At 44.5% G+C, this 26,026-nt stretch carries 20 protein-coding genes; 4 read left to right on the forward strand and 16 right to left on the reverse strand.

Features of this window, described 5'->3' with window-relative positions:
* Window positions 1–2 precede the first annotated feature (2 nt).
* Window positions 3–701: an ABC transporter ATP-binding protein gene (locus JNG37_RS03515; protein ID WP_158456028.1), complete on the forward strand. Its 699-nt coding sequence runs from the start codon at window positions 3–5 to the stop codon at window positions 699–701.
* 186 nt (window positions 702–887) lie between these two features.
* Here the strand turns inward: JNG37_RS03515 and JNG37_RS09845 are convergent, their stop codons facing one another.
* Window positions 888–1,130, reverse strand: a complete 243-nt coding sequence (locus JNG37_RS09845) for a hypothetical protein (protein ID WP_238336232.1) — start codon at window positions 1,128–1,130, stop codon at window positions 888–890.
* Here JNG37_RS09845 and JNG37_RS03520 point away from each other — a divergent pair.
* Window positions 1,107–2,333 (forward strand): hypothetical protein, encoded by a 1,227-nt coding sequence (locus tag JNG37_RS03520; RefSeq protein WP_238336233.1) that lies wholly within the window; start codon window positions 1,107–1,109, stop codon window positions 2,331–2,333. The two genes, JNG37_RS09845 and JNG37_RS03520, sit on opposite strands and share 24 nt — an antisense overlap.
* A 136-nt stretch (window positions 2,334–2,469) precedes the next feature.
* On the opposite strand, the gene JNG37_RS03525 is transcribed toward JNG37_RS03520, so the two are convergent.
* From JNG37_RS03525 to tsaB, 6 genes are all read right to left on the reverse strand, one after another.
* Complete coding sequence (locus JNG37_RS03525; protein ID WP_158456032.1) at window positions 2,470–3,492, reverse strand: YeiH family protein; 1,023 nt, start codon at window positions 3,490–3,492, stop codon at window positions 2,470–2,472.
* Window positions 3,493–3,501: 9 nt separating this feature from the next.
* Window positions 3,502–3,825 (reverse strand): AzlD domain-containing protein, encoded by a 324-nt coding sequence (locus tag JNG37_RS03530; protein WP_158456034.1) that lies wholly within the window; start codon window positions 3,823–3,825, stop codon window positions 3,502–3,504.
* Window positions 3,812–4,513, reverse strand: coding sequence for an AzlC family ABC transporter permease (locus JNG37_RS03535; protein ID WP_158456036.1), 702 nt, complete (start codon window positions 4,511–4,513; stop codon window positions 3,812–3,814). Before JNG37_RS03535 ends, JNG37_RS03530 begins: the two co-directional genes overlap by 14 nt.
* Window positions 4,514–4,934: 421 nt before the next feature.
* Window positions 4,935–5,942, reverse strand: a complete 1,008-nt coding sequence (gene tsaD, locus JNG37_RS03540) for a tRNA (adenosine(37)-N6)-threonylcarbamoyltransferase complex transferase subunit TsaD (protein WP_158456040.1) — start codon at window positions 5,940–5,942, stop codon at window positions 4,935–4,937.
* Window positions 5,932–6,372, reverse strand: coding sequence for a ribosomal protein S18-alanine N-acetyltransferase (gene rimI / locus JNG37_RS03545; protein WP_158456042.1), 441 nt, complete (start codon window positions 6,370–6,372; stop codon window positions 5,932–5,934). The genes tsaD and rimI overlap by 11 nt, the downstream gene beginning before the upstream one ends.
* On the reverse strand, window positions 6,369–7,052 hold the full coding sequence (gene tsaB, locus JNG37_RS03550) for a tRNA (adenosine(37)-N6)-threonylcarbamoyltransferase complex dimerization subunit type 1 TsaB (protein WP_158456044.1): 684 nt from the start codon (window positions 7,050–7,052) through the stop codon (window positions 6,369–6,371). The genes rimI and tsaB overlap by 4 nt, the downstream gene beginning before the upstream one ends.
* Window positions 7,053–7,499: 447 nt before the next feature.
* Between tsaB and JNG37_RS03555 the strand changes: the two genes are divergently transcribed.
* Window positions 7,500–7,730, forward strand: a complete 231-nt coding sequence (locus tag JNG37_RS03555; protein ID WP_158456046.1) for an RNA polymerase epsilon subunit — start codon at window positions 7,500–7,502, stop codon at window positions 7,728–7,730.
* A 3-nt stretch (window positions 7,731–7,733) separates the two neighbouring features.
* The gene (rnjA, locus tag JNG37_RS03560) at window positions 7,734–9,413 is read left to right on the forward strand and encodes a ribonuclease J1 (protein ID WP_158456048.1); all 1,680 of its coding nucleotides are present in this window, start codon (window positions 7,734–7,736) and stop codon (window positions 9,411–9,413) included.
* A gap of 269 nt (window positions 9,414–9,682) precedes the next feature.
* Here the strand turns inward: rnjA and JNG37_RS03565 are convergent, their stop codons facing one another.
* The 9 genes from JNG37_RS03565 to JNG37_RS03605 all read right to left on the reverse strand — a co-directional run.
* Window positions 9,683–10,087 carry a GNAT family N-acetyltransferase gene (locus JNG37_RS03565; RefSeq protein WP_158456050.1) on the reverse strand — a complete coding sequence of 135 codons (405 nt, stop codon included), beginning with the start codon at window positions 10,085–10,087 and terminating at the stop codon, window positions 9,683–9,685.
* A gap of 47 nt (window positions 10,088–10,134) precedes the next feature.
* Entirely contained in the window at window positions 10,135–11,481 is a 1,347-nt protein-coding gene (gene glnA, locus JNG37_RS03570) for a type I glutamate--ammonia ligase (protein WP_158456052.1), read from the reverse strand.
* Between the two features lie 29 nt (window positions 11,482–11,510).
* Entirely contained in the window at window positions 11,511–11,876 is a 366-nt protein-coding gene (locus JNG37_RS03575; RefSeq protein ID WP_158456054.1) for a MerR family transcriptional regulator, read from the reverse strand.
* 75 nt (window positions 11,877–11,951) lie between these two features.
* Entirely contained in the window at window positions 11,952–12,467 is a 516-nt protein-coding gene (locus JNG37_RS03580) for an FUSC family protein (RefSeq protein WP_158456056.1), read from the reverse strand.
* A 590-nt stretch (window positions 12,468–13,057) separates the two neighbouring features.
* Window positions 13,058–14,257 (reverse strand): phosphoglycerate kinase, encoded by a 1,200-nt coding sequence (locus JNG37_RS03585; RefSeq protein WP_014637337.1) that lies wholly within the window; start codon window positions 14,255–14,257, stop codon window positions 13,058–13,060.
* Between the two features lie 240 nt (window positions 14,258–14,497).
* A complete protein-coding gene (gene gap / locus JNG37_RS03590; protein ID WP_158456058.1) occupies window positions 14,498–15,508 on the reverse strand; it encodes a type I glyceraldehyde-3-phosphate dehydrogenase in 1,011 nt (336 codons plus the stop codon).
* Between the two features lie 273 nt (window positions 15,509–15,781).
* On the reverse strand, window positions 15,782–16,354 hold the full coding sequence (locus tag JNG37_RS03595; RefSeq protein ID WP_158456060.1) for a TlpA family protein disulfide reductase: 573 nt from the start codon (window positions 16,352–16,354) through the stop codon (window positions 15,782–15,784).
* 149 nt (window positions 16,355–16,503) lie between these two features.
* Window positions 16,504–25,314, reverse strand: coding sequence for an isopeptide-forming domain-containing fimbrial protein (locus JNG37_RS03600; RefSeq protein ID WP_202848234.1), 8,811 nt, complete (start codon window positions 25,312–25,314; stop codon window positions 16,504–16,506).
* Window positions 25,315–25,376: 62 nt separating this feature from the next.
* The coding region (locus JNG37_RS03605; protein ID WP_202848235.1) for a G5 domain-containing protein at window positions 25,377–26,026 on the reverse strand (650 nt) is incomplete at its 5' end.

Genomic DNA, 26,026 nt, shown 5'->3' on the forward strand with positions numbered 1-26,026 from the left:
CTATGCAACTGAAACTTTCTTCTATTTCTAAAAAATTTGATCACAAGATTATTCTGGAGGATGCCAGTTTTCAATTTGAACAAGGCAAGATTTACGGCTTGCTAGGACGCAACGGGGCTGGTAAGACAACCTTGTTTAACTGCATTGCCCGTAATCTGACCTTGGATAGTGGCTCGATTCAGTTTGTAAAAGGCGAAGAAACATTTGACTACGATAATACGGACATCGGTTTTACCCAGACCTATCCACAATTACCTGCTTTTATGACGGCCTATGAGTTTGTCCGTTTCTATATGGACATTCACAAGGATAAACTCAAATCTCCTCGCAGTCCAGAAGAATGGCTAAACTTGGTCGGCATCGGAGAAGAAGACCAGCACCGTCTGCTCAAGGATTTTTCCCACGGTATGCAGAACAAGGTCCAGTTGCTTCTGTCTTTGATTGTCCAGCCACCTGTCCTTCTCTTGGATGAGCCCCTGACTTCATTTGACCCTGTGGCTGCCCACGAGTTCAAACAACTAATTCGGGAGGCTAAGAAGGATTCCGTCATTATCTTTTCTACCCACATTTTGCAGCTGGCTCAGGATCTCTGTGACGAGATTGTTTTGCTCCATCACCAAGAATTGCAGGCAGTTCCAAGCGACAAACTCCACGACCCTGACTTTGAACAGGAAGTAGTTTCCTTACTGACAGTAGATTAGGAGGAGCTTATGGATACACTACTACGCTACTATTGGAACCAGGAGAAATTCAAACTATACCGCAATGTCAATGGCCTGTTTTATTTTATCCGCAAAATACCTGGCCTAGGATCTATCCTTCCTGAGACAGTATACAAGTCTTACAACTTTAAAACGATCCTCTTTCTCTTCCTAAGGATTTTTTCCCTACCAAGCCGTTTTCTCATAAAAGGTTTCTGGATCCTGCTTCATTTTCTTTTCGCCTGCTTTTGGTTGAACCTCCTGTTGACCGGCGAACCATCTTTGGTCCATATCCATCCCGACACCTGGCTTTTGGGTTTTCTGCTCCTTTGCCTCTCCGTCGGTTTTATCAATCGCTTCAGCCAGAGCTTCCAACCCTTCATAAACAAGTCTAATAGGGAGTTCATGCAGCAGTTTAGGCTGTCGCATGCCCAGTTTATCCAAAGCCAACTCTTTGTTGAGCCCATCTTGACTAGTCTTTACTACCTTCCAGCCTTGTTGGTTTATTGTGTGCTCACCAAAAACCTCCTCTATTTACCAGTCGGCTTACTGATTGTCCCTAGTGGGCATTTTAGTGGGCAGGCACTCAATCGCCTTCTCTTCAATCGAAAAATCTTTTTCAAGCAACATTCCTGGCCAGTCTGGACTTCAATCGCGATTGGCTTCGGCAGTTTTTTCTTGTTGATTCTCTTCCGAGATAGCCTCTCAACCAGCCTCTTGATTCCGATTTTTATCAGCCAACTGATCTTGACCTGGCTGGGTTATCGGTATATCCAAGGCCAAACCAACCACCTAAACTATCTTCAATATTGTATGGACCAGTCCATGCAGCTGGATCAAAAAATCTTTGAGATGACCAAGGGAAATGAATACACTCGCCAAGGTTTGCAGATGCAGGCAAAACTCAATGCGGAAACAGGAAAAGACCTGTCCCACCTGTCTGGCATGACCTACCTAAACGCTCTGCTATTTGACCGCTACAAAAAAGTCCTCTATAAGAAGGTGCAGAACTGGGTATTGGCACTAGTAGTCATTCTGGTCGCTCTGGAGGGGATTCGTTACTTTCTAGAGCCGTTTACCTTTACGGAAGACTACTTGCTCCAATTCTTACCGCTTTCCTTCATGATTATGTATGTAGCTTCGTCGGGCAAGGTGGTGGCTCAGATGGTCTTTGTTAACTGCGATATTTCCATGCTTCACTATCCTTTTTATCGTGAGGCTAAGACCATTATCGCTGGTTTTAACTACCGATTTTTGCAAACCTGCAAGCTCAATCTCATCTTTGCGACCAGCCTCTTTTTGACTATCATGATACTGGGGCGGTTTGCTTTCAGCTTGGAAACTATTCTTCTGACCGCACTGCTTCTGCTGAGTTTGACAGCTCTCTTTTCCTTCCACGACCTTTTTATCTACTACATCCTCCAGCCCTTTACAAAGGATATGGAGGTTGTCAACCCAGTCTATAAATTCCTCAGTGGCGCTCTCTATTGGGTGGCCTACCTCAACACCCAGCTGGACCTAGGCAGTCACTTGTACATCCTACTCATTTCCTTGGCTATGATTGCCTATGTCAGCATCGGTTACTGGATTTTATTGAAAAAAGCTCCGCAGACTTTTAGATTGAAAGCATAAAAACAGCCTCTCGCAAGAGAAGGCTGTTTTCTCGTCATTTAGTTTCTCTTTTATTACTTCGTTAACTCGCCTTGCCTAACTTCAGTTATGTCTGCGGCTCGTTGCCTAGTACTAAAAGTAAACTAAAAGACTATATTTACCAAATTCCCAAAATCGCCTGCCAAGCCAGTGTCAACACCGTCACTCCCAGCCAGCAAACTAGTCCGACAAAAAGAGCAGCTCTGCCATTTTTCACCAAAGCAAATACATTGGTCCGCAAGCCAATGGCTGTCATGGCCATACAAATGAGAAACTTGGACAGGGTTTTGAGCGGAGTAAAAATGTCCGCACCCAGTCCAAAGTGACCTGCAAGACTTGTCACCAAACTGGCTAGGATAAAATAGAGGATAAAGTTTGGAAAACCTGCCAAGAGGGACTTCTTGTCTGCCTGAACTCCCTTTCCTCGAGCCTGCCAAATCGCCAAAACCGTCGTAATGGGAATAATTGCCAGAGTCCGCGTCAGCTTGACCGTCACAGCCGTGTCCAAGGTCTGACTGCCCAATCCGTAAAAGCTATCCCAGGTGGCTGCTGTTGCGGTGACCGACGAGGTGTCATTGACCGCCGTTCCGGCGAACATCCCAAAGGCCTGACCCGACTCTGTCGAAAACCCAAGCCAGGTTGCTAAGGTCGGAAAGACCAAGGCCGCCAAGACATTAAAGAGAAAGATAACCGAGATAGCCTGTGCCACATCTTCATCATCTGCCTGGATAATGGGAGCCGTCGCCGCAATAGCAGAGCCTCCACAGATAGAGGTCCCTACACCAATCAAGGTCGCCAGATGAGATGAAATGGGCAAGCATTTCCACATCAGAAATGCCAAAAACAAGGCAAAACTGATGGTTGACAGAATAATTGGTAGAGATTGGCGACCAACTGCCAGGACCGCAGATAGATTCAATCCAAATCCCAAACAAATCACAGCATACTGCAAAATCTTCTTAGAGGTAAAGGTCAAGCCTGACTGAAAGGCATTTTTCCTTGAAATGTAAGAATGCAGGCTCATCCCAATTAGAAGGGCAAAAACAGGCCCACCCACCAATGGAAACAAGCCACCTAACCACTGTCCCACCAAAGCCAAGACCAGACAAAGTACCACACCTCTGGTATTTTCCTTAACCATAAGCCCCTCCTAGAAAATCAAGCGGAGAGCAGCTGTCGTCAAGACGCCAACCACTACTGCGAGGAGGATATTTTTGGTCCTCAGGACCACTAAAAAGGTCGGAATGAGGGCCAGACTCTCGACGGGAAGAAGGCTGGGAAGGGAGCCCACCTTTTCGTCCATGATGCTGGACAGGGTCAGAGCAAAAATGATAGTGATGGGGAGAAAACTGAGAAATTTAACCAACTTTGAAGGCAGAGACTTGTTCTGCGTCAGTACAAAAGGTAGGACGCGTGGCACCCAGGTCACCAGGGCCGCCGCCAGAATAATCAGTAGAATACTAGTTTTTATCATCAATCATCACCCCCACAAAACAACCCAAAATCGTCGCCAAGAGTACAGCCACATAAGACGACACCAGCACAGACAGACCGACATAGGCTAGACCAACCGCCAGCAAAATCAAGCCGATTTTTTTCAAAGGAATAGTCCGAGCCATAGCCTCCAACTGACCTGAGAAAATCCCGACAAACATGGCAACCAAGGCAAAATCCAAGCCAAACTGCTCAGGATTTGGAATTAAACCACCGATGAGATTGCCCAGAGTGGTAAAGATAACCCAAGAAGCATAGCCAGCAAAGTTGTTGCCGTACATCCAGCTAGGGGCAATCTGCTTTTCCTCAATGTGTTTCCGCAAGAGAACCGCATAGGATTCATCTGTTAAAAATGAGCCAATCAAGATGTTGGAGCCCAGCCTATTTCCCTGAAAAATGGTCGTCGTATGCAGGCACATGAGAAAATTCCTCAGGTTGACAAAGAAAACCGTCACCGCAATCGACAACAAGGGGGCACCTGCCAAAATCATGGCACAAATGACAAACTGGGCACTCCCTGCATAGACCAAGAGGCTCATCAGCCCCATTTCCAGCGCAGAAATGCCTGAATTGACCGATACCACTCCGCATGCTAGGCCGATACTGGCATAGCCCAGAGCTGTGGGAATAGCATCCCGCAAGCCCTCACGAAAATCCTGTTTTTTCATCTTCTCTCCTTTGAAATCAGGTTATATCATTCTAGTATAGAGGACCAGCCCCCCTCCGTCAATAGAAAAAGAGGCTGGGCAGACAGTCCAGCCTCGCTTCTCAGTGTTCGTGTCAACATCTCAGCGCAATGGTTGATTGGCTTTAACAGTCCACTGGACTGTTAAAGGTTGGAGATAAGATTTGCAAGGCAAATCTCAGCAATTCGTGTTTCACACTCCAAACCTGACCTCTACGACTGATGCGAACAGAGTTCGCTTCATTTCCAACCTCCAACAGTCACTACTCTGACTGTTGGAGCTGTGCGGGGGTGGGAGTGAAACAGTCTGGGGATAGACTGTTTCAGCTCAACAACTAGAAATAAAGACTTGTTGACGAACTCTTTTTAGACTGGTCGAGTTCTTTCCCACTCCCCCTTCCTTCTTACAAATTTTCAAAAGCTAGACTTGGTTTGGCATTCAAATCCCAACCAGCAAAGTTTTCCTTGTTGTATTCGCTAACGGCTGCCAAGGCAATCATACCTGCATTGTCACCGCAGAGGCGAAGCGGGGGAATGATAACCTCCACATCCGTGATTTCAGCTACCAACCGCTCTCGCAAGCCCTGATTGGCTGCTACACCGCCCGCTACGACCAAGGTCTTAACAGGGTATTGCTCCAAAGCCTTCTTGGTCTTAGCCATGAGAATGTCCATAACACAGGCTTGGAAAGAAGCGGACAGGTCCGCATTGGACAAGGTTTCCCCTTTCTGCTGGGCATTATGGTAGAGGTTGATAAAGGCGGATTTCAAACCTGAGAAAGAAAACTCCAGATTATCCTCTTTAATCATGGCACGAGGGAAGTCATAAATATCCTGCCCCTCATGTGCCAATTCATCGATGATCCGACCAGCTGGATAGGGCAGTCCCATGACCCGCCCCACCTTGTCATAGGCCTCGCCAACCGCATCATCTCGCGTTTCACCGACAATCTTGTAGTCGCCCGCCTCTGACACATAGACCAACTCCGTATGACCTCCGCTGACCAAAAGAGCCAAAAGTGGAAACTCCAACTCCTTGACTGCACGCGCCGCCATCAAGTGCCCTGCCATGTGGTTGACAGGAATGAGCGGCAGGCCATTAGCCCAAGCAAAGGCCTTGGCAGCCGAAATCCCGACCAGCAAAGCACCGACCAAGCCAGGCCCATAGGTCACAGCCACAGCCGTCAAGTTCTCTGCCGTCACCTCCGCCTCCAACAAGGCCTCCTCGATACAGGCCGTAATCACTTCCACATGGTGACGACTGGCCACCTCGGGCACCACCCCGCCAAACCGCTGGTGGCTAGCAATCTGGCTGGCAATGACATTGGACAACAGCTCCGCCTCATTCCGCAAAACAGCCACCGAGGTCTCGTCACACGAAGTCTCAATCGCCAAAATCAATCTATCTTTCATTCCGTTCTCTCTTCATTAGCACCGCGTCCTCGACAGGATGGCGGTAGTAGTCTTTTCGTTTTCCTATTTTGGTAAAATGCTGGCGTGCATAGAGGGCCTGAGCTGCGCTATTGGACTCCCTCACTTCGAGGAAGATGTCTCCATCCCAGTCCATCACAGCAGCCATCAGCTGACTGGCGATTCCCAACCTCTGAAAATCAGTCTTAACAGCAATCTGCAAGATTTCCATTTCATCCAGCACCGTCTGCACAGCCAAAAAACCGACTAGCTCCTGACCCTCATAGGCCAGATAATAATCCTCATCCTGACTAGCCATACTGGAGGCAATCTGCTCCAAGGTCCATGGAGACTGCTCATAAACCGACTGCATAACTGACAAAACAGCCTCCGCCAGATTTTCCTGACCATCGTAGTGTTTAATCTCTATCATACACGCTTGATATAACTTTCTGAGCCAGCTTTGTTGTCCTTGAGCCAGTTTTCCTCTGCCTCTACTCGTTTGAGATAGTTGGGCTCAAAGCTGGTGATATCTACTGCTGGCAAGTCTTGACCAATCACCGCCAGCTGATAGGCAGACGGCAGACTAGTTTGGTAATGGGCAGTTGGCAGAACTTGCTCGATTTGTTCCTTAAAGTTCTCAACTTCTCCGACAAAGGTGATATTTTCCTTGCCAGACAGGCTAGAAAGCAAGTCTTCAAAAGACCAGTAGCGGTCTGCCTCGACTGCTCTGCCATTTTCATAAACACCTGCATAGACATGGTTACGGCGGGCATCGATGAGGGGCACCACCAGACCCGTCAGGCTGGACGGAACCAGGGACTGAAGACTGGATAGCCCCACCAAGTCGATCTTGAGGGTGTAGGCCAAGGTCTTGGCAGTCGCCACCGCCACACGAAGCCCCGTGTAGGAGCCAGGCCCTTGAGCGACCACAATCCGCTCCAGGTCTTTGGGCTTCCAGCCCACCTGTGCCACCAAAAAATCGACCACAGGCATGAGGCTGATACTATGATTTTTCTTGACGGCCAGCAGGGTTTCCGCCTGCAAACGACCGTCCTCCACCAAGGCCACCGATAGGGCCTGGTTGGAGCTGTCTAAAGCTAGTATTTTCATAAACTTTTCTCTCTTTTCAATGCTACTCTCTATTGTAAGCTATCTTGGATATTTTTTCAAATAATGAAAAGACTGGGTTGTGCTTTCGAGTAGGTTATTGGAGCGGATTGATTTGTCATACTAGTCAGTCACATCACTATCTGGCAGTTGACAGGCATTTTCTCGGTACAATTGAACTTAGTCTTAGTAATCCCAACACACGCGGAATCTTAACTCACTTCTTTGATTCATCCCCCTCGGAAATGCAGAATTTCTGAAAACCATAACACTTTTCCATTTTCTTACCATCCTCTTTTACCATTAGCCTATTTTATGATATAATGAAGAGTACATTTAGACTGAATAAATTGACAACTCGAGAAAATTGAATAGACATTACCAGACAGACCCAACTGTTTGGGGCTTTTTTCATAGTTGCCAGTCAAAAAGAAAGGATATACCCAACCCATGATTTATAAAGTATTTTACCAAGAAACTAAAACGAGCCCACGCCGCGAGCAAACTCGCTCTCTTTACTTAGAAGTAGAGGCAGCTAGTGAACTCGAAGGCCGTATCATCGCTCGTGAATTGGTGGAAACCAACCGTCCTGAATACAACATCGAGTTCATCGAATTGCTTTCAAGCAACCATTTGGAGTACGAAAAAGCCCACGCAGATTTCACATTAACGGAGTTCTAATCCATGTCATCAGTAAATCTAAAACCTCATGAAGTTGGCGTTTTCGCCATCGGTGGTTTGGGAGAAATCGGGAAAAATACCTACGGTATCGAGTATAAGGATGAAATCCTCATCGTCGATGCCGGTATCAAGTTCCCAGAAGATGACCTCTTGGGCATTGACTACGTTATCCCAGACTACTCCTATATCGTTGAAAACCTAGACCGCGTTAAGGGACTGGTCATCACGCACGGACACGAAGACCACATCGGAGGCATTCCCTTCCTGCTCAAGCAGGCAAATGTCCCAATCTATGCAGGTCCATTAGCCCTTGCCCTTATCCGTGGCAAATTGGAAGAGCACGGACTACTCCGTGATGCAACCTTGCATGAAATCAACCACAAGACTGAGTTGACTTTCAAGCACCTCAAAGTCAGCTTCTTCCGTACCACCCACTCCATTCCAGAACCACTTGGTATCGTCGTTGATACCCCTCAAGGAAAAATCGTCTGTACCGGTGACTTCAAGTTCGACTTCACTCCAGTTGGCGAGCCAGCAGACCTGCACCGCATGGCTGCTCTCGGTGAAGAAGGCGTTCTCTGCCTCCTCTCTGACTCTACCAACGCCGAAGTCCCAACCTTTACTAACTCGGAAAAAGTGGTCGGTCAGTCCATCATGAAGCTGATTGAAGGCATCCACGGACGCATTATCTTCGCATCCTTTGCCTCCAACATCTTCCGCCTCCAGCAGGCTGCAGATGCCGCTGTCAAGACCGGTCGTAAGATTGCTGTCTTTGGCCGCTCCATGGAAAAAGCTATCGTCAATGGTATCGAGCTCGGCTACATCAAGGTACCTAAGGATACCTTCATCGAGCCAAACGAGATCAAAGAATACCCTGCCAGCGAGATCATGATTCTCTGTACAGGTAGCCAGGGCGAGCCTATGGCAGCACTCTCTCGCATCGCCCACGGTACCCACCGTCAGGTGCAACTCCAGCCAGGCGACACGGTTATCTTCTCGTCCAGTCCTATTCCGGGAAATACCACAGGTGTCAACAAGCTCATCAATATCTTGATTGAAGCCGGTGTCGATGTGATTCACGGCAAAATCAACAACATCCACACGTCTGGACACGGCGGTCAACAAGAGCAAAAACTCATGCTCCGCCTGATCAAGCCAAAATACTTCATGCCTGTCCATGGTGAATACCGCATGCAAAAAATCCATGCCAGCCTAGCTGTAGATACTGGTGTTCCAAAAGACAACATCTTCATCATGGAAAACGGCGATGTCCTAGCGCTGACCAAGGATTCTGCACGCTTAGCAGGGCACTTCAATGCTCAAGACATCTATGTGGACGGAAACCGTATTGGTGAAATCGGAGCAGCTGTCCTCAAAGACCGTCGCGATCTATCTGAAGACGGCGTGGTCCTTGCAGTCGCAACTGTTGACTTCAAATCCAAGATGATTCTAGCAGGTCCAGATATTCTCAGCCGCGGTTTCATCTACATGCGTGAATCCGGAGACTTGATCCGCGAGAGCCAACGCGTCCTTTTCAACGCTATCCGCATCGCTCTTAAAAACAAGGATGCTAACATCCAAACGGTCAACGGCGCTATTGTCAACGCCCTGCGACCATTCCTTTATGAAAAAACAGAACGGGAGCCAATCATCATTCCGATGATTCTGACCCCCGATCACTAAACAAAAAAATCGAAGCAGGATTCCTCTTCAATTTTTTTTGAAAAATTGGGAGCGGGAAAGAACTCGAATAATGAAAAGAGAATTCCTCTTCCCGCCCCCGCACAGTTGATTAGATCAGGTTCGGAGCGTCAAACGCGAAGGAAATAAGGCTTTCTACGCAACCCTTATTTCCAACTTCAAAAGTTTCCCCGAACCTTATGAACAATCAACCCCTGCGTCAATATGTTTCAACTAATCAATGAGGTTGAGGTTGGACTTTATGCCCAACCTCAACCTTTTCCTATTCTCCTTATGAAGTGATATTTGGTGACACCTTTGAGGGGAACATCCTCTAAACTCGCGTATTGTTCATAGCCATTTTTCAAGTAGAAATCCTTAGCTTGGTAGGATTTGGTGGATAGGGTAATGCTGGTCACTTCCAGTTCTCTGGCCAGCTCCTCCAATTCTGACAACAATTGACTACCCAGCCCCAAACCTTGCGCTTCTTTAGCCACTACCAAAGCTTTGACATGAATAGTTTCCAATGTCTTCACCGCCTGCAGGACACCGACCAACTGACCGTCCTGTTCTTTGGTCAATACAAGCTCAGTCGGCGACAGTTTCTCTAAAGACTCCAGACCAAATTCCTCTACAAATTGCTGGTCAAACACCTGATTTACAAACTCATCAATCATTTTCCACCTCCATCGATAGAAAAAGAAACCTGAAGGCTTCTTTCCTCTTAATATAAATCCAAGTAGTTATCAATTTCCCACTTAGAAACGTAGGTTGCGTAGCTTGCCCACTCGATTTTCTTAGCTTCAATGAAGTTGGTGTAGATGTGCTCACCTAGGGCTGCACGCACCACTTCGTCCTTGCGGAGAGCCTTGAGGGCATTGTGCAGAGTTGAAGGAAGATCAGTGATGCCTGCTTCACGACGCTCTTCATCAGACATGGCATAAATATTTGACTCTACAGGAGCTGGGGCTTCAATCTTATTTTTGATTCCTTCTAAACCAACTTCCAACAGAACGGCCATAGCCAAGTAAGGGTTAGCAGTTGGGTCTACAGAACGCAATTCCAAGCGCGTGCCCATTCCACGAGATGCAGGTACGCGAACCAGTGGCGAACGGTTCTTTCCAGCCCAAGCAATATAAACAGGGGCTTCAAAACCTGGAACCAAACGCTTGTAAGAGTTAACTGTTGGGTTTGTAATCGCAGTGTAGTTGTAGGCATGATGAATCAAGCCACCAAGGAAATGGTAAGCCGTTTGAGACAGCTGCATACCGCGAGGATCTTCTGGATCAAAGAAGGCATTATTCCCATCCTTATCAAAGAGTGACATGTTACAGTGCATACCTGAACCAGCAATACCAAACTTAGGCTTGGCCATAAATGTCGCATACATACCGTGCTTACGAGCTATTGTTTTAACAACCAATTTAAAAATTTGAATATTATCACAAGCTTTCAATACATCTGCATATTTAAAATCAATTTCATGCTGACCAACCGCAACCTCATGGTGGCTGGCTTCTACTTCAAATCCCATTTCCGTCAAAACATTTACGATTTCACGGCGTGTATTATCTGCCAAATCTGTCGGTGCAAGGTCGAAATAACCACCCTTATCATTTACTTCGAGGGTTGGGTTGCCAAATTCGTCCAATTTGAAGAGGAAGAACTCTGGTTCTGGTCCCAAGTTAAAGGAAGAAAATCCTGCAGCTTCCATATGGCGAAGTGCTTTTTTCAAGTTACCTCGCGGATCCCCTGCAAATGGCTCACCTTCTGTTGTGTAAATATCACAAATCAGACCAGCCACACGGCCATTCTCATCTCCCCAAGGGAAAATAGTCCATGTATTCAAATCAGGATAAAGGTACATATCTGATTCGTTGATACGTACAAAACCTTCAATAGAAGATCCGTCAAACATAGCCTTGTTTGACAAAACCTTATCTACTTGTTCTTCAGTCGCTGGAATTTCAACGTTTTTCATAATACCGAGAATATCGGTAAACATCAATCGAATAAAGGTTACGTTTTTTTCTTGAATGTCGCGTTTGATATCCGCTACTGTAATTGCCATTAGAGTCTCCTTTTAAATAGATAACTGAGCTAGGATGAACGAAAAATGCTACTGGGACTTGAAAAACGTCCTTGGTTGCGAAGCTCATCGTGCAGAATACGGCGTACATCTTCATCTGTCAAGGTCTTCTCTTGCTTTTGGACCTTGACCTGACGACTAGCATATTCCTTCTTGATGGCCGCGATATTTAATCCCTCTTCCAAGAAATCCTTGATTTCCAACAAGAGGTCCATGTCATTTAAGGAATAGAGACGACGATTGCCTTCATTGCGGTCGGGCTGAATCAAGCCTTGCTCTTCATAATAGCGAATCTGTCGAGCTGTCAGGTCCGTCAATTTCATGACACTTCCAATCGGAAAAATTGCTAAAGATCTACGAAATTCCTTTTCTCTCACAAAAAGCTCCTTTCTGCCTTCCATTATAGGGGAATTTAGGGAGACCGTCAACTGAATATGTCAGAAAATCTGACATCACTTTATTTGAAAACGTTTTTTTAATAAATTGAGGTCATAATTGACCAAAATCGCAATAAAAACCCCTACAAACGTTTCAAAAACACGAATAAACACATATTCAATAGCATTGCCAGACGGAATGGATAAGGTGATGATCAACAAGGCCGATACTCCACCGATAATGCCTGCCTTATTGTTCATGGCAACATTGGTCATGATGGTCAACATGACACAGAGCGGTACCACAAACAGCGTGACCAAGAAGTGATTCCTGAAGAAGGCATCGACAATGAAGAAAAGCAGAGCGTAAAAACCACCGATAGAATTACCTAAAATCCGTGACGTTCCAAAATGAACACTCTGATCAAAATCCTCTCTCAAACTGAAAACCGCTGTTAAGGCAGCAATCTGAATACCTTGCCAACCCAGCAGGCCAAACAAGAGGATCACCAAAAATACAGCAAGACCAGACTTGATTGTCCGCATGCCCAATTTAAATTCCTTCGGATTAAAACGATATTTCTTAAACATGCTTCTATTCTAACATGATTTCAGAAAATAGAATAGCAAATACTTGCCCAGCTTTTCATTTCTCCAAAGCGCGCTTGAAAATCCTCCTGCTTACGCCAACTTTTCCCAAAAAGTAAATAATTGACTACTCTAAAGAAGTTTCCAGCCAACCAACCGCCAAAGGTTCGAAACAGGATAAACAAAAAAAGACGCTTTAAGAACGTCTTATTCTAGCCTTTGCACTAGAAAAGAGCTGGTTGCCCAACTCTTTTCGTTGTTCATCTTTCATAGGCAGTAGCTGAATAGCAGGTCACTTTGCTACGCTTGTGACCAACCTATTCAGCCTTGTGGGGTTCAAATAGTCCAGTGAACTATTTGAAGTTGTCACCCAATAAAAACAAAGTGACAAGCTACAGAATCATTTTTGACAGAAGCTTCGCTTCTTCTATTTCTAACCTCAACATATCTCCCAGATATGTTGAACTGACTCAGCGCCTATTTTTCAGTCAATGCTACACCTTGCTAGACTTTCTAACTCGCTTAGCTTCGTAGAAACTCTACGCGATGCACTAGAAAAGAGCTGGTTGCCCAACTCTTTTCATCGCAAGTTTTTACTTTTCAGTAAGAGCTGCAAGTCCTGGAAGCACTTTGCCCTCAAGAAGTTCCATTGATGCACCACCACCAGTTGAGATCCATGAGAACTTGTCTGCACGGCCAAGGTTGATAGCTGCTGCTGCTGAGTCACCACCACCGATGATTGATTTCACGCCTGGTTGTTTCACGATAGCGTCCATAACACCGATTGTACCAGCTTGGAAGTCTGGGTTTTCAAATACACCCATAGGACCATTCCAAACAACTGTTTTCGCACCAGTCAAGGCTTCGTCAAACTTAGCGATTGACTTAGGACCGATGTCAAGACCAAGGAAACCTTCTGAAACTGCTTCGCCTTCAGTGTCGCGAACTTCAGTGTATCCAGCAAATGCGTTAGCTTCTTTTGAGTCAACTGGCAAGATCAATTTACCGTTTGCTTTTTCAAGAAGTGCTTTTGCCACATCAAGTTTGTCTTCTTCTACAAGTGAGTTACCGATTTCGATACCTTGAGCTTTGTAGAATGTATACGTCATACCACCACCGATAAGAACTTTATCAGCTTTTTCAAGAAGGTTCTCGATAACACCGATCTTATCAGATACTTTTGAACCACCAAGGATTGCTACAAATGGGCGCTCTGGAGTTTCAACAGCTTCTTGGATGTAAGCAATTTCGTTTTCCAAAAGGAAACCAGCTACTGCTTTTTCTACGTTTGCTGAGATACCAACGTTTGATGCGTGTGCACGGTGTGCAGTACCAAATGCATCGTTAACGAAGATACCATCACCAAGTGAAGCCCAGTATTTACCAAGTTCTTCGTCGTTTTTAGATTCTTTCTTACCATCAACATCTTCGAAACGAGTGTTTTCAACAAGGAGAACTTGTCCATCTTCCAAAGCATTGATAGCTGCTTCCAATTCAGCACCACGAGTAGCACCTGCGATGAAAGCAACGTCTTGACCCAATTTAGCTGCCAAGTCAGCTGCTACAGGAGCCAATGATTTACCTTCTTTGTCAGCTTCTTCTTTCACACGACCAAGGTGAGAGAAAAGAATTGCACGTCCACCTTGCTCAAGAATATACTTGATAGTTGGAAGAGCTGCTGTAATACGGTTATCGTTAGTGATAACGCCATCTTTCAAAGGCACGTTAAAGTCCACACGAACGAGAACTTTTTTGCCTTTCAATTCTACATCTTTAACAGTCAATTTTGCCATTAGATAAGAACTCCTTAAATTATATTTACTTTACCATTGTATCATATTTTCTGTATTTTTTCTTGCATAAAGATATTTTTTTCACAAATGTTATGAAATCTAAAACTATCACCTCGTAATCAGATTTTTCAAAGTCTAAAATTGCCAAACCAGAAACAACTTATGCCATTCTTGCTTTTTCAGCTATATTTCCAATCAAAACAAAAAAGAGGCCGAAGCCTCTTCGATTTTCACTAAGGATTATTTAGCGATTTTTGCGAAGTACTCAAGAGTACGAACAAGTTGTGCAGTGTAAGACATTTCGTTGTCGTACCATGAAACAACTTTCACCAATTGCTCGCCATCAACGTCGATAACTTTAGTTTGAGTAGCATCGAACAATGAACCGAATGAGATACCTACGATATCTGAAGAAACGATTTGATCTTCAGTGTAACCAAATGATTCAGTAGCAGCAGCTTTCATAGCAGCGTTTACTTCTTCAGCAGTTACTTTCTTGTCAAGAGTTGCAACCAATTCAGTTACAGAACCTGTTGGAACTGGAACACGTTGTGCAGCACCGTCAAGTTTACCGTTCAATTCTGGGATTACCAAGCCGATAGCTTTAGCTGCACCAGTTGAGTTTGGAACGATGTTTGCAGCAGCAGCACGTGCACGACGAAGGTCACCACCACGGTGTGGTCCGTCAAGAACCATTTGGTCACCAGTGTAACCGTGGATTGTAGTCATCAAACCTTTTTGAACGCCAAATGCATCGTGAAGAGCTTTAGCCATTGGTGCCAAACAGTTTGTAGTACATGAAGCACCTGAGATAACTGTTTCAGTACCATCAAGGATGTCGTGGTTAGTGTTGAAAACAACAGTCTTAACATCGTTACCACCAGGAGCAGTGATAACAACTTTTTTAGCACCGTTAGCGTGGATGTGTTGCTCAGCAGCTGATTTAGAAGCAAAGAAACCTGTAGCTTCCAAAACGATATCTACGCCATCAGTAGCCCAGTCGATGTTTCCTGGCTCGCGCTCAGCAGAAACTTTAACGAATTTACCGTTAACTTCAAAACCACCGTCTTTAACTTCAACAGTACCGTCGAAACGACCTTGAGTTGTGTCATATTTCAACAAGTGTGCAAGCATTACTGGATCTGTAAGGTCGTTGATACGAGTAACTTCAACACCTTCTACGTTTTGGATACGACGGAAAGCAAGACGACCGATACGTCCGAAACCGTTAATACCAACTTTAACTACCATGAATGATTTCCTCCTTATGAAAATCGAGTTCTATATTTTAAAAGGCAAGCCTTTTAATCCTTTTGTGAAAATTTTAACTTGTAAGCCTACAAGTTCCTTTTCAACATTCTCATTATATAACTATTTATGAAAAATAGCAAGTTTTTACAACCCCTGCCCCATCTATTTCAACAAATTTTAAGGGACTGCATTGTCAAATGAATCAAAAAAAGCACCCGTAGGTGCTTTCTATTGGGCTTGGTATTTCCCTTCATACCAATCGCATTCTTCAGTCTATTTAACAGATTCCAAGGCTTTTGATAGAACTTCCTCTGTTTGATTGCTACGGAAGACTTGAACGACTTCCTGCTGACCATTTAATACGAACATCGTTGGAATATTGGTTACTTTCAAACTATCTGCTGCTACCAAATCTTTGTCTTGGTAATAGGTAAACTCATAGTTAGCCGCCAAATATTTTTGACCACTTTCTTTGGTCTCCCTGGTTTGATCCACAACATTTAGGAAGATGAAGTCAATATCCTCACTATATTTTTTATACAATTTTGCAAGAATCGGCAACTGAGCTTGACAATCTGGACACCAACTTGCCCAAAATACAACAATGGCTGGTTTTGTCGTAACCTCTTTCACGCTTGTTTCCTGATCATTCTCATCTAGGAAAGAAATAGCTTGCATGCTCTTGGTTAGACTTGCCAATTCCTCCTCTGTTGGTTGACTGGTGCTTGTCGCTACTTCTGTCGTAGTGACATCCTGTGTCAAGCTACTGGTTGTCACTAGGTAGATGATGCCACCTACTAGGAGAATGACAATTGCCAAAGCTACCACTAGTTCTCTTTTTTTCATATCTCTCTCCGAAATTCTATTCTATTTTACACCTCATCTGAGTCTGTAAAAACCAAAAACAACTCGGGCTCTTTTCATAATGAACTGGAACCCGAGTTATCTTTGTCAAAGCATCTTACTGATGCCTTTTCTTGTTCCTGGAGTCTATCTTACTGCTTTCGCTTTTGAAACGCAAGCGTAAGTGCTCCAAGCATCAAGCCAACAAGGGCATACAGACCATTTGCATCTGAGCCTGTTTTAGGAAGATTTGTTCCTGGTTTAGGCGGTGTTGATGTAGATGGCGGTGTTGTAGGCGGTGTTGGTGGGGTTGGTGGGGTTGGTGGAGTTGGCAATTCTCCTTTTGGTTTTTCAGGTGTTGTTGGAGGTGGTGGCGGTGTATCATTCTTAGGAGGTACAACCGTTACCTTGTTAGTTTTCTTCGTCAATTGTTCACTTGGATCATGATTGAATTGTACGGTTGCCGTATTATCAATACCTGTTGTGAAATGATCTTTCGTCAAGGCATTCACATCAGAGATGCTTGAGTAAATGATCACATTGACAGTGTAACCTTTCAGGGCTTCCATTGTGTATTCATCAGTGAAATCAACTGTCACCAATTGTCCTTCAACTTTGATGCTTCCTCCCAATGCAACAATCGCTTGAGCTGTCAACTCACCTTTTTCATTGACATTTGCCAATTGTGCAATGCGTTCTTGAACCATAGCTTGACGTTTTTTCGCTTCATCAAGAACAGTTTGCTTCTCTGCTACTACTTTCTCTTGGTTCTCTACTTCAACCTTCACTTCAGCTGCTGTTTTTGCAGTTGACAGTGCAGCTTGTGCAGTCTGTACCTGAGTCTTAGCTTCATCCAACTTAACTTGGAGTTCCGCCATGAGAGCTTCCTGTGCTGCAATTTCTGAAGCGTAGTCAACTGCCGGAGTTTCAACAGGAGCTTCTGTCGATTCTTCAGTGGTTGAAGCTGGTGTAGAACTTGTTGTTGCAGTGTTTGCAGCAGTTAATTCTGCCAACTTCGCTTCTGCAACTGTCCACTCAGTTTCAAGTGTTGCGAGAAGATTTTGTGCTTCAGTCAAAGCTGCGGCACTTGCGTCCGTTTGAGCAGACTGTTTAATTTCCTCAAGTTTTGCAACCTCAACATCAAGTGCAGCCTGTGCTTTCTCAACATCCTCATCAATATAGTTTGCATTTGCAGTTGGTGCATTTGTCACCTTCACAGCTACCTTGTCAGGAGACACTGTGAAGAGGTTATCCATCTGGTCTGTGATAGTAAGACTTGTCAAATTCAAACGCTTATCATCAGCTTCATCCATTGGAACAACTGATTTAATATCGAAGCGGAAGTTTTCTGTTGCAAGTAGGAGAGCCAAGTAGTCAGTTTGTTCCAAACCATCTACACGACTAACTGTTTTCACGGGTGTTCCTGGTTGTGGTGGGTTCACCGGTGGTGTTGGTGGCGTATCAGGTGTTGGAGGAGTAACAGTTACTGGGGTAGTTTCCTTGCGTTTCTTCACACCATTGCTGTCTGTGAAGTCAAGAGAAGCTGTGTTTGGAATGCTTGCAGCATTATCCTTCATGTAAGCTGTCAAATCAGCATCTGACTTGATGTAAGCAGGGATATACAATTGGATTTGCTTAAAGCCTGCTAATCTCGCAAAGTCAACAACTGATGCAACCACACGGTTGCCTTCAACAGTCACTTTCACAGCATCTGTCGCGTAACCATCAACATATGCAACAACTTCTCCGTTGATTGCAAGAACTGGTTCTACGATATCCGTCACAACAAATTCTTTATATGTTGCAATGTCTTGAGGAAGATCTGCAGTGACATTATACATATAAGATTTGTTGACTTCTACATCAAGATGGGTTAAATCACGATTGATTTTCTTATCTACGCCTGGCTCATTTGGTGTAGGAGGATAAACTGGAACAGTATTTGAATCTTTCTTCGTTGATGGGTTATTGTTGATGATGTAGCTTGCCGTATTTGGCACGCTAGTTTGTCCATCCGTCATATATGGTGTCAAGTCAGCACCATCTTTGACTTTAGCAAAGAAGACAACTTGAAGTGGTGCACCAGCTTGCTGGCGAACTTGTTCTTTGGTCAATTTCACGGTCACTGTTTGACCAGCTACTGTGATTTGATTTGCAGAGAGTGCCTTGCCTGCCAAGGTCGCTGTCACTTCTCCTTCAAATGCCAATACATCTTCAAGTGTATCGTTTACTTCAAAGGCAAATGCCCCTGTCGGAACAACCGTATCAATTGTATATGTAAATACTTCTTGACGGCTTGCCAATTCTGCACTTGCCGAACCATTTACCTTCTTCTCAATCGGTGGAGTATTTGGTGTTGGTGGCGTTACAGTTACTGGCTTGGTTTCTTTTTCACCAGTTTGATCAGATTTATTAGTGAATTCTACTTTTGCGGTATTCGGGATATTTGGACGTGTAATTCCTTCACGAACTTGTGCTGTAATCACCAATTCAACCTGCTTGCCTGCCCATTCTTTAGCTTGCTTGAAGTCCTTCATAGTCGCAGTAACAGTTTGTCCATCTACTGTCACATCAAAGAATTTCGCTGCTTCACCCGTAATGACTGGTGTACCTTGAATAGCTAGGTCTTGATCAAGTGTATCTGTTAGAACATAGCGCTTGTAACTTGCAATATCAACCGGCAAGATTGTCGTGATATTGTAGTTATAATCTTTCTCTGTTTCGATATCCAAATGATCCAAGTCGCTGTTGATTTTCTTCTCAACCGTTGGTGTCTCACCAGGAGGTGTTACGGTTACTGGTGGAGTTGGTGGAGTGGTCGTCACATCACCTGGAGTGCCATCTGCCTTAGCCTTGTTGGTGTAGCTGATGGTGGTTTGGTTCGGAATCGCTTGACGGGTTACCCCTTCGCGGATTTGAGAAACAATCACCAATTCAACTTCTTTGCCTGCCATCGCTTTGGCTGCTTCGAAGTCTGTGATCGTTGCCGTCACCACTTGACCTTCTACCTTCACATCGAAGAACTTAGCCGCATCTCCAGTCATGGTTGGGATGCCTTGGACAGCCAATTCGCTCTCCAAGCTATCCGTAATCACGAAGCGCTTGTAAGTCGCAATATCAGTTGGAAGAACTGTCTTGATGTTGTAGGTGTAGTTGGTTTGTGTCGCTGTATCTAAGTGATCAAGGCTTTCATTGATTTTCTTCGTTACAGGAGGTGTTGTCACAGTGACTGGCGGTGTTGGTGGGGTTTCGCTATCTGGCTCACCATCCACATGGTTTTTGTTTTGGTAGGTCACTTTAGCAGTGTTGTCAATCTTCGCAGCGGTGCTCGTTGCTTTGACTTGAGCTGTGATGACCAATTCAACCTGCTTGCCTGCCAAGTCTTTGGCCTGCTTGAAGTCCTTCATAGTGGCTTTCACAGTATTGCCTGTGACGGTCACATCGAAGAATTTCGCCGCATCTCCCGTCACAACTGGTGTGCCTTGGATGGAGAGGTTCTCATCCAATTCATCGACAATCGCATAAGCCTTGTAGCTGGTGATGTCAACTGGGAGGGTTGAAGTAATGTTATAGGTGTAGTTAGACTCTGGAAGAACAACTGCTTCTGTCAAGTCGCTGTTGATTTTCTTCTCAACCGTTGGTGTCTCACCAGGAGGTGTTACGGTTACTGGTGGAGTTGGTGGAGTGGTCGTCACATCACCTGGAGTGCCATCTGCCTTAGCCTTGTTGGTGTAGCTGATGGTGGTTTGGTTCGGAATCGCTTGACGGGTTACCCCTTCGCGGATTTGAGAAACAATCACCAATTCAACTTCTTTGCCTGCCATCGCTTTGGCTGCTTCGAAGTCTGTGATCGTTGCCGTCACCACTTGGCCTTCTACCTTCACATCGAAGAACTTAGCCGCATCTCCAGTCATGGTTGGGATGCCTTGGACAGCCAATTCGCTCTCCAAGCTATCCGTAATCACGAAGCGCTTGTAAGTCGCAATATCAGTTGGAAGAACTGTCTTGATGTTGTAGGTGTAGTTGGTTTGTGTCGCTGTATCTAAGTGATCAAGGCTTTCATTGATTTTCTTCGTTACAGGAGGTGTTGTCACAGTGACTGGCGGTGTTGGTGGGGTTTCGCTATCTGGCTCACAATCCACATGGTTTTTGTTTTGGTAGGTCACTTTAGCAGTGTTGTCAATCTTCGCAGCGGTGCTCGTTGCTTTGACTTGAGCTGTGATGACCAATTCAACCTGCTTGCCTGCCAAGTCTTTGGCCTGCTTGAAGTCCTTCATAGTGGCTTTCACAGTATTGCCTGTGACGGTCACATCGAAGAATTTCGCCGCATCTCCCGTCACAACTGGTGTGCCTTGGATGGAGAGGTTCTCATCCAATTCATCGACAATCGCATAAGCCTTGTAGCTGGTGATGTCAACTGGGAGGGTTGAAGTAATGTTATAGGTGTAGTTAGACTCTGGAAGAACAACTGCTTCTGTCAAGTCGCTGTTGATTTTCTTCTCAACCGTTGGGTCTTCACCAGGAGGTGTTACCGTTACTGGTGGAGTATCATTTTTACCATCTGGTGTGCCTTCTACATGGCTTCTATTCTGATAGATAACCTCTGCAGTGTTAGGGATATTTTGTGTTGTCACTCCCTTGCGGATTTGAGAGACAATCACCAATTCAACTTCTTTGCCTGCCAATTCTTGTGCTGCAGAGAAGTTTTTCATTGTAGCTGTTACCAACTGCCCTTCGACTTTGACATCGAAGTATTGAGCTGCTGGTCCTGAAATAACTGGCGTGCCTTGAATCGCTAAATCAGTATTCAATTCATCACGGATGACAAATTTCTTGTAGCTAGTGATGTCGGCTGGCACTTTGACTTTAATATTGTAAGAATAATCTGTCGCTGTTTCAGTATCTAAATGTTCAAGGTTGCCATTGATTTTCTTAGTAATCGATGGATTTTCACTTGGTGGAGTTACTGGAACGTTCTCAGATTCTTTGGTTTGGTTAGGTTTATCTCCAACTGTCAATGTCGCACGGTTCGGAATGGAGCCAGCTACATTGTCTGCAGTGACATATTTTGCTAACTCTTCAGCAGTCACACCATCTTTAAGACGTGCTTTGATTGTCAATGTAACAGTCTTGCCTGCGAATTTCGCAATGTCATTAGACGAAAGACTAGCTGTTACATTTCCATTTGCAGCATTTGCTTCTTCTGGACTTGTAACTGTAACTTTCTGATCCAATGTGGCATCACCAACTGTTGCACTGGTTTCAGTAACAGTCAAGATGTCTTCCAAATCATCGCTGAGTTCAAACTTGGTAAATCCAGCCGTATTTGTTGGAACTTGAGCAGTTACTTTGTAGGTGAATACTTCCTCAAGGTTTGACAATTGAGCTGACTGTTGATCATTAACTGTCTTCTGCGGCTCAGATGTTTCTCCTGGAGGAGTTACTGTAACAGGTTTTGTTTCCTTTTTAGTCTTAGGATCTGTATTGATGATGTAGCTTGCAGTGTTTGGAACTTTTGCAACGCCTTCTTCAATATAGTTAGATAAATCAGAACCCTCAATTACTTTTGCCTTAAAGGTTACAAGAACTTTCTGACCAACGTTGTTCTTCAATTGATCCGCAGACAATGCCACTTCAAGTGTTTTATTCTCTGCAGTAATGGTTGTAGCAGCAGTGACATCTGTTCCATTGATTTGAACAGTTACGCCACCTTTTTCACCATCAAATTCAAGAACATCCACCAGTTTATCACTAATTACAAAGCTAGTTGCACCATCTGGAACTTGTGTCTCGATGGTGTATGTAAATGCTTCTTTAGCTTCAACGAGGTCGTAATGATTCTCATTATTAACTTTTTTATCAATCGTCGGAGGTGGAGTTACATGAACTGGTGGTGTCGGTGGGGTTTCTTTTTCACCACCACTTGATGGTGTCTGATAGAAGATAGTCGCAGTGTTTGGAATCTTTTCAATCGCTGTTCCATCTTTAATCTTAGCTGGAATGACCAACTCAACCGTTTCTCCGCCCGTCATAGAAGCCAGACTTGCTGTTTTCGCTGTCGCAACAACAGTATGACTTGCTTCATCGTATGTCACATCAAAGTACTGGGCAGCGCCACCTTTAATATAAGGAGCTGGCTGGTTCGTCAACTCAAGACGATTATCCAGTTTATCTGAGATTTTGTAAGACTGATACTTCTGGGTATCGCTTGGAAGTTTGGTTTGAATGTTAAATTCAAATGCTTCGTCACTCTTCGTTGTATTCAAGACATCCAAGGTAGAATTAATCTTCTTGCTTGGAGCAGGCTCATCTGGCGTCACATAGACTTCATTTGATTCTTGTGGCTTGCCATTCAATTCAACCTGAGCCTTGTTTGGAACCTTAATCTGTCCGCCCACAGCGTATTTCGACAAATCGGCTCCATCTTTGATTTTAGCTTTAATCGTTAACTTGATAATCGCCGGGCCATCATTTCCTTTGTTGGCAGCGGCAATTTGTCGTGCAATTGCACGACCTGTGAAGTCGGCTTTTGTCAATTCCAGTTTAACAGTGTTTCCAGTAACGACTAACTTATTTGTCAGTGCAGCTACATCATTTCCATTAACTGTAATCTTAGCTCCGCCCTTTCCATAAGCTGTTACAAATTCCAATTCTGGTACCAAAGTATCAGAAAGAATATAGCTATCTGCAAGGCCTGGCCAAACCGACTCTACATTATAGAAGTATTCCTGCGTCCGTTCGCTGAGGTAAAGCTGCTCTTGCCCTTCCACATAGGCCCCGGTTGTCCCTTCTACAGATTGAACATCTTTTTTGATGTCTGTCTTAACTGGCGGAAGGACATAAACGGTGTTAGAACGACGTGTTTTTGCATTTGGATCCACTGGGTCTTCAGAGCCATTCCAAAGGATTGTCGCCTGGTTCATCAGACCAAGACCATTATTTTCTTGAAGAATCTTCTTGTATTCATCTGGGTTGTTGTCAAATGAATATTCATCCTTCAATTGTGCCTCAACTACTAGATAATAGCGTTTGAACTTGTGGTTACCATATTGACCTTCCTTGATCGTCTCGGTATTAACACCAGGATCTTCAGGAATTGTCGCATATACAACTGTCTGGTCTTCTCCAGTTGTTGGATCATCTACAACTGTTGTTTTAACCACAAAACCATCCAATCGCTTGCCATTTTCATCTGTTACATATGCATTTTTATAGGCAATGCGGTAATCCAAACGGTCAACCAACATAGCATTCTTATCAAATTCAAGTGGCGCATTATTCATGCGGTAAAGAATCTTATAAGTAAACGTCTCATTGTCAGTTGTTAAGTTTGCAGCATAGGATTTTTTCTTCGCGATGATGGGGTCATCAACTGTTCCAAGGTCATTCGATGCATCGGTATCTTTTACATCTTTTGATACGTTTGGATAACAGTATTTCAAATCAGTAACTGTTACTGTAGTTGGCTCTTTTGATCCAATCTCAGCAGACTCATAGTCACCAACCTTAAATGTCCCTGTCAATTGTCCAACTTGACGTTCAACTTGTTGCGGAGCATAGTCGTCAGAAGGCTCTTCTTCATCTTCTTCTGCTATATTTTCAACATCTTCTGTACGAGACAACAAATAGTCAAACTTGTTGTTTCCAGGGTTGAAGACACTTTCCGGAACGGAAATCGTCACCGTTGTGCCGTTTTGAGTTACTTTTCCTTGTACCTGGGTTGCTTCATCCGTTACGTTCTCAACAACCGTTTTGTCATTGATTGTAACAGAGTCAACTTTGTACCCTTCTGTAATTTGGAAAGTTCCTTCTACATTTTCTTTCACCATGGCTGCTGTTACAGCTTTAAGAATTTTTTGTGCAAAGGCATTTGCATTGCTTTGCTCATTAACATAGAAGGATACCGACTCGCCATTCACCTCTTTAGCTGGAGAAGCAACGCTTTCCAAAGCTGTATGGAAGACTGTTTGGACTGAACGGTTGTCACCGTTGGTGTTAAAACCATATCTTGTAAAGTCTCCAAGGTAACCATCTGCATACTGGCTTGTCTTTTCAAAGTTTGCAACATCTTCCCAGAAGCCTACAACCACTGTTCCGTTAGATCCGATCGCTTCTTTAATACGATCGCCAGCTTCCATCACTTCTTGCGAACGTTTCAAATAATCGTTTGTAACTTCTAGGTTATTGATGTTATGAACCGCTGCAAAGGCCTGGCGGCGTCTGAGACTGGCATCAAAGTAAACTGGACCACCATCTTCTGAACGGTAACCATTGGCTACTCCATCTGTCACCAATAGGAAGACCGTCTTACGGTTGTTAGCCATTCCACCGCCAGTATTTTTACTTGCATTATACCGAGCAATGGTATCGTCAATAGCGGGAACTGTAGGAGTACCACCTCCTACAGAAAAGCTATTGATAAAATCTTGAACTTGACTGTTACTTGTCAACAAGCCTGAGTTGCCATAAGTATACACAGTACCTGCCGCACCCGGTTGGGAAACGCTATTCAAACTACCGTGATCCGATGCCGCCGTTGGGTTATAGTAGCGAACCTGGTCAATTCCTTGGAAGGTCGCAACCATGACACGGTCTGTTGTTTTCTCATCGCCTGTAAATACCAGACGAGGATTTTTCTCATCGTAATCCGTCAAAGCGACCGGAGTTGTTAACTCACGAAGGGCTGTCTGAACGCTTCCAATCGTATTTGCAAAAGATCCACTCGTATCTTGCAAGATAACTAGGTCGATTGGTTGCCTCGGCAACTCCCACTTGATTTCTTCTGTTTTTTCAATTTTAAGTGCACAGCCATTTTGCGTTACCTTGATTGTCGGATCCGACGTCGTCAAAGGTATCTCCGCAGCTGCATAAGGCGTCGACGATAGCAACATACCCATTTGAGAAATGAGTAGGACAATTGCCATCACAAATTGCCGCGCCCTTTTACTTATTTTCCTAATCATTTTTTCTTTCCTTATTCAAACTTCTTTCCCTCAAGAAGGTTTTTGGTAAAAATATGAGGAGATTATGATTTTTTATTTCTCCTCAAGATTGTTGCCAATCCAAGAGTCACCCATCCAATCAGGCTTGTCCAGAATGTTGTAGCAACCACATCTCCTGTTTTTGGAAGAATCTTCTTACCAGTCACCTCTTTTTGTGAAGTAGTATCTCCAACTGTTTCATTGGTAGCTTGTGTGTTCTTCTCATTAGAAGCTTTCAATTCTTCTTTCGAATCTGTCACACTTGCTGGCTTGGTACCAACCTTGATAACCTTAGCGGTCGCTGGGGTAGTGATACTGTCGCTCTTAACTGTGCGAGCTGTTTCAACACCGTCTGTCTTCGTAACAGTGTAAACAATTGTACGCTCACCATTGACACCTTCGGTTTCGACAACTTCTTTACCTACTTCAAGGTTTGGATCATCTTCACGAATCGTTTCAAATGCCACGACTTGGGTTTCAACGACTTCTTCTGTTGTAACAACTGGAACGTGAACTGGCTTGGTACCAACCTTGATAACCTTAGCGGTCGCTGGGGTAGTGATACTGTCGCTCTTAACTGTGCGAGCTGTTTCAACACCGTCTGTCTTCGTAACAGTGTAAACAATTGTACGCTCACCATTGACACCTTCGGTTTCGACAACTTCTTTACCTACTTCAAGGTTTGGATCGTCTT

This window comes from Streptococcus suis, assembly GCF_016775005.1.
GTDB lineage: Bacteria > Bacillota > Bacilli > Lactobacillales > Streptococcaceae > Streptococcus > Streptococcus suivaginalis.

Coding starts and splice junctions, on each gene's coding strand:
- JNG37_RS03515 (WP_158456028.1), top strand. CDS start 3: ATGCAACTGAAACTTTCTTCTATTTCTAAAAAATTTGATCACAAGATT.
- JNG37_RS03520 (WP_238336233.1), top strand. CDS start 1,107: ATGCAGCAGTTTAGGCTGTCGCATGCCCAGTTTATCCAAAGCCAACTC.
- JNG37_RS09845 (WP_238336232.1), bottom strand. CDS start 1,130: ATGCGACAGCCTAAACTGCTGCATGAACTCCCTATTAGACTTGTTTAT.
- JNG37_RS03525 (WP_158456032.1), bottom strand. CDS start 3,492: ATGGTTAAGGAAAATACCAGAGGTGTGGTACTTTGTCTGGTCTTGGCT.
- JNG37_RS03530 (WP_158456034.1), bottom strand. CDS start 3,825: ATGATAAAAACTAGTATTCTACTGATTATTCTGGCGGCGGCCCTGGTG.
- JNG37_RS03535 (WP_158456036.1), bottom strand. CDS start 4,513: ATGAAAAAACAGGATTTTCGTGAGGGCTTGCGGGATGCTATTCCCACA.
- tsaD (WP_158456040.1), bottom strand. CDS start 5,942: ATGAAAGATAGATTGATTTTGGCGATTGAGACTTCGTGTGACGAGACC.
- rimI (WP_158456042.1), bottom strand. CDS start 6,372: ATGATAGAGATTAAACACTACGATGGTCAGGAAAATCTGGCGGAGGCT.
- tsaB (WP_158456044.1), bottom strand. CDS start 7,052: ATGAAAATACTAGCTTTAGACAGCTCCAACCAGGCCCTATCGGTGGCC.
- JNG37_RS03555 (WP_158456046.1), top strand. CDS start 7,500: ATGATTTATAAAGTATTTTACCAAGAAACTAAAACGAGCCCACGCCGC.
- rnjA (WP_158456048.1), top strand. CDS start 7,734: ATGTCATCAGTAAATCTAAAACCTCATGAAGTTGGCGTTTTCGCCATC.
- JNG37_RS03565 (WP_158456050.1), bottom strand. CDS start 10,087: ATGATTGATGAGTTTGTAAATCAGGTGTTTGACCAGCAATTTGTAGAG.
- glnA (WP_158456052.1), bottom strand. CDS start 11,481: ATGGCAATTACAGTAGCGGATATCAAACGCGACATTCAAGAAAAAAAC.
- JNG37_RS03580 (WP_158456056.1), bottom strand. CDS start 12,467: ATGTTTAAGAAATATCGTTTTAATCCGAAGGAATTTAAATTGGGCATG.
- JNG37_RS03585 (WP_014637337.1), bottom strand. CDS start 14,257: ATGGCAAAATTGACTGTTAAAGATGTAGAATTGAAAGGCAAAAAAGTT.
- gap (WP_158456058.1), bottom strand. CDS start 15,508: ATGGTAGTTAAAGTTGGTATTAACGGTTTCGGACGTATCGGTCGTCTT.
- JNG37_RS03595 (WP_158456060.1), bottom strand. CDS start 16,354: ATGAAAAAAAGAGAACTAGTGGTAGCTTTGGCAATTGTCATTCTCCTA.
- JNG37_RS03600 (WP_202848234.1), bottom strand. CDS start 25,314: ATGATTAGGAAAATAAGTAAAAGGGCGCGGCAATTTGTGATGGCAATT.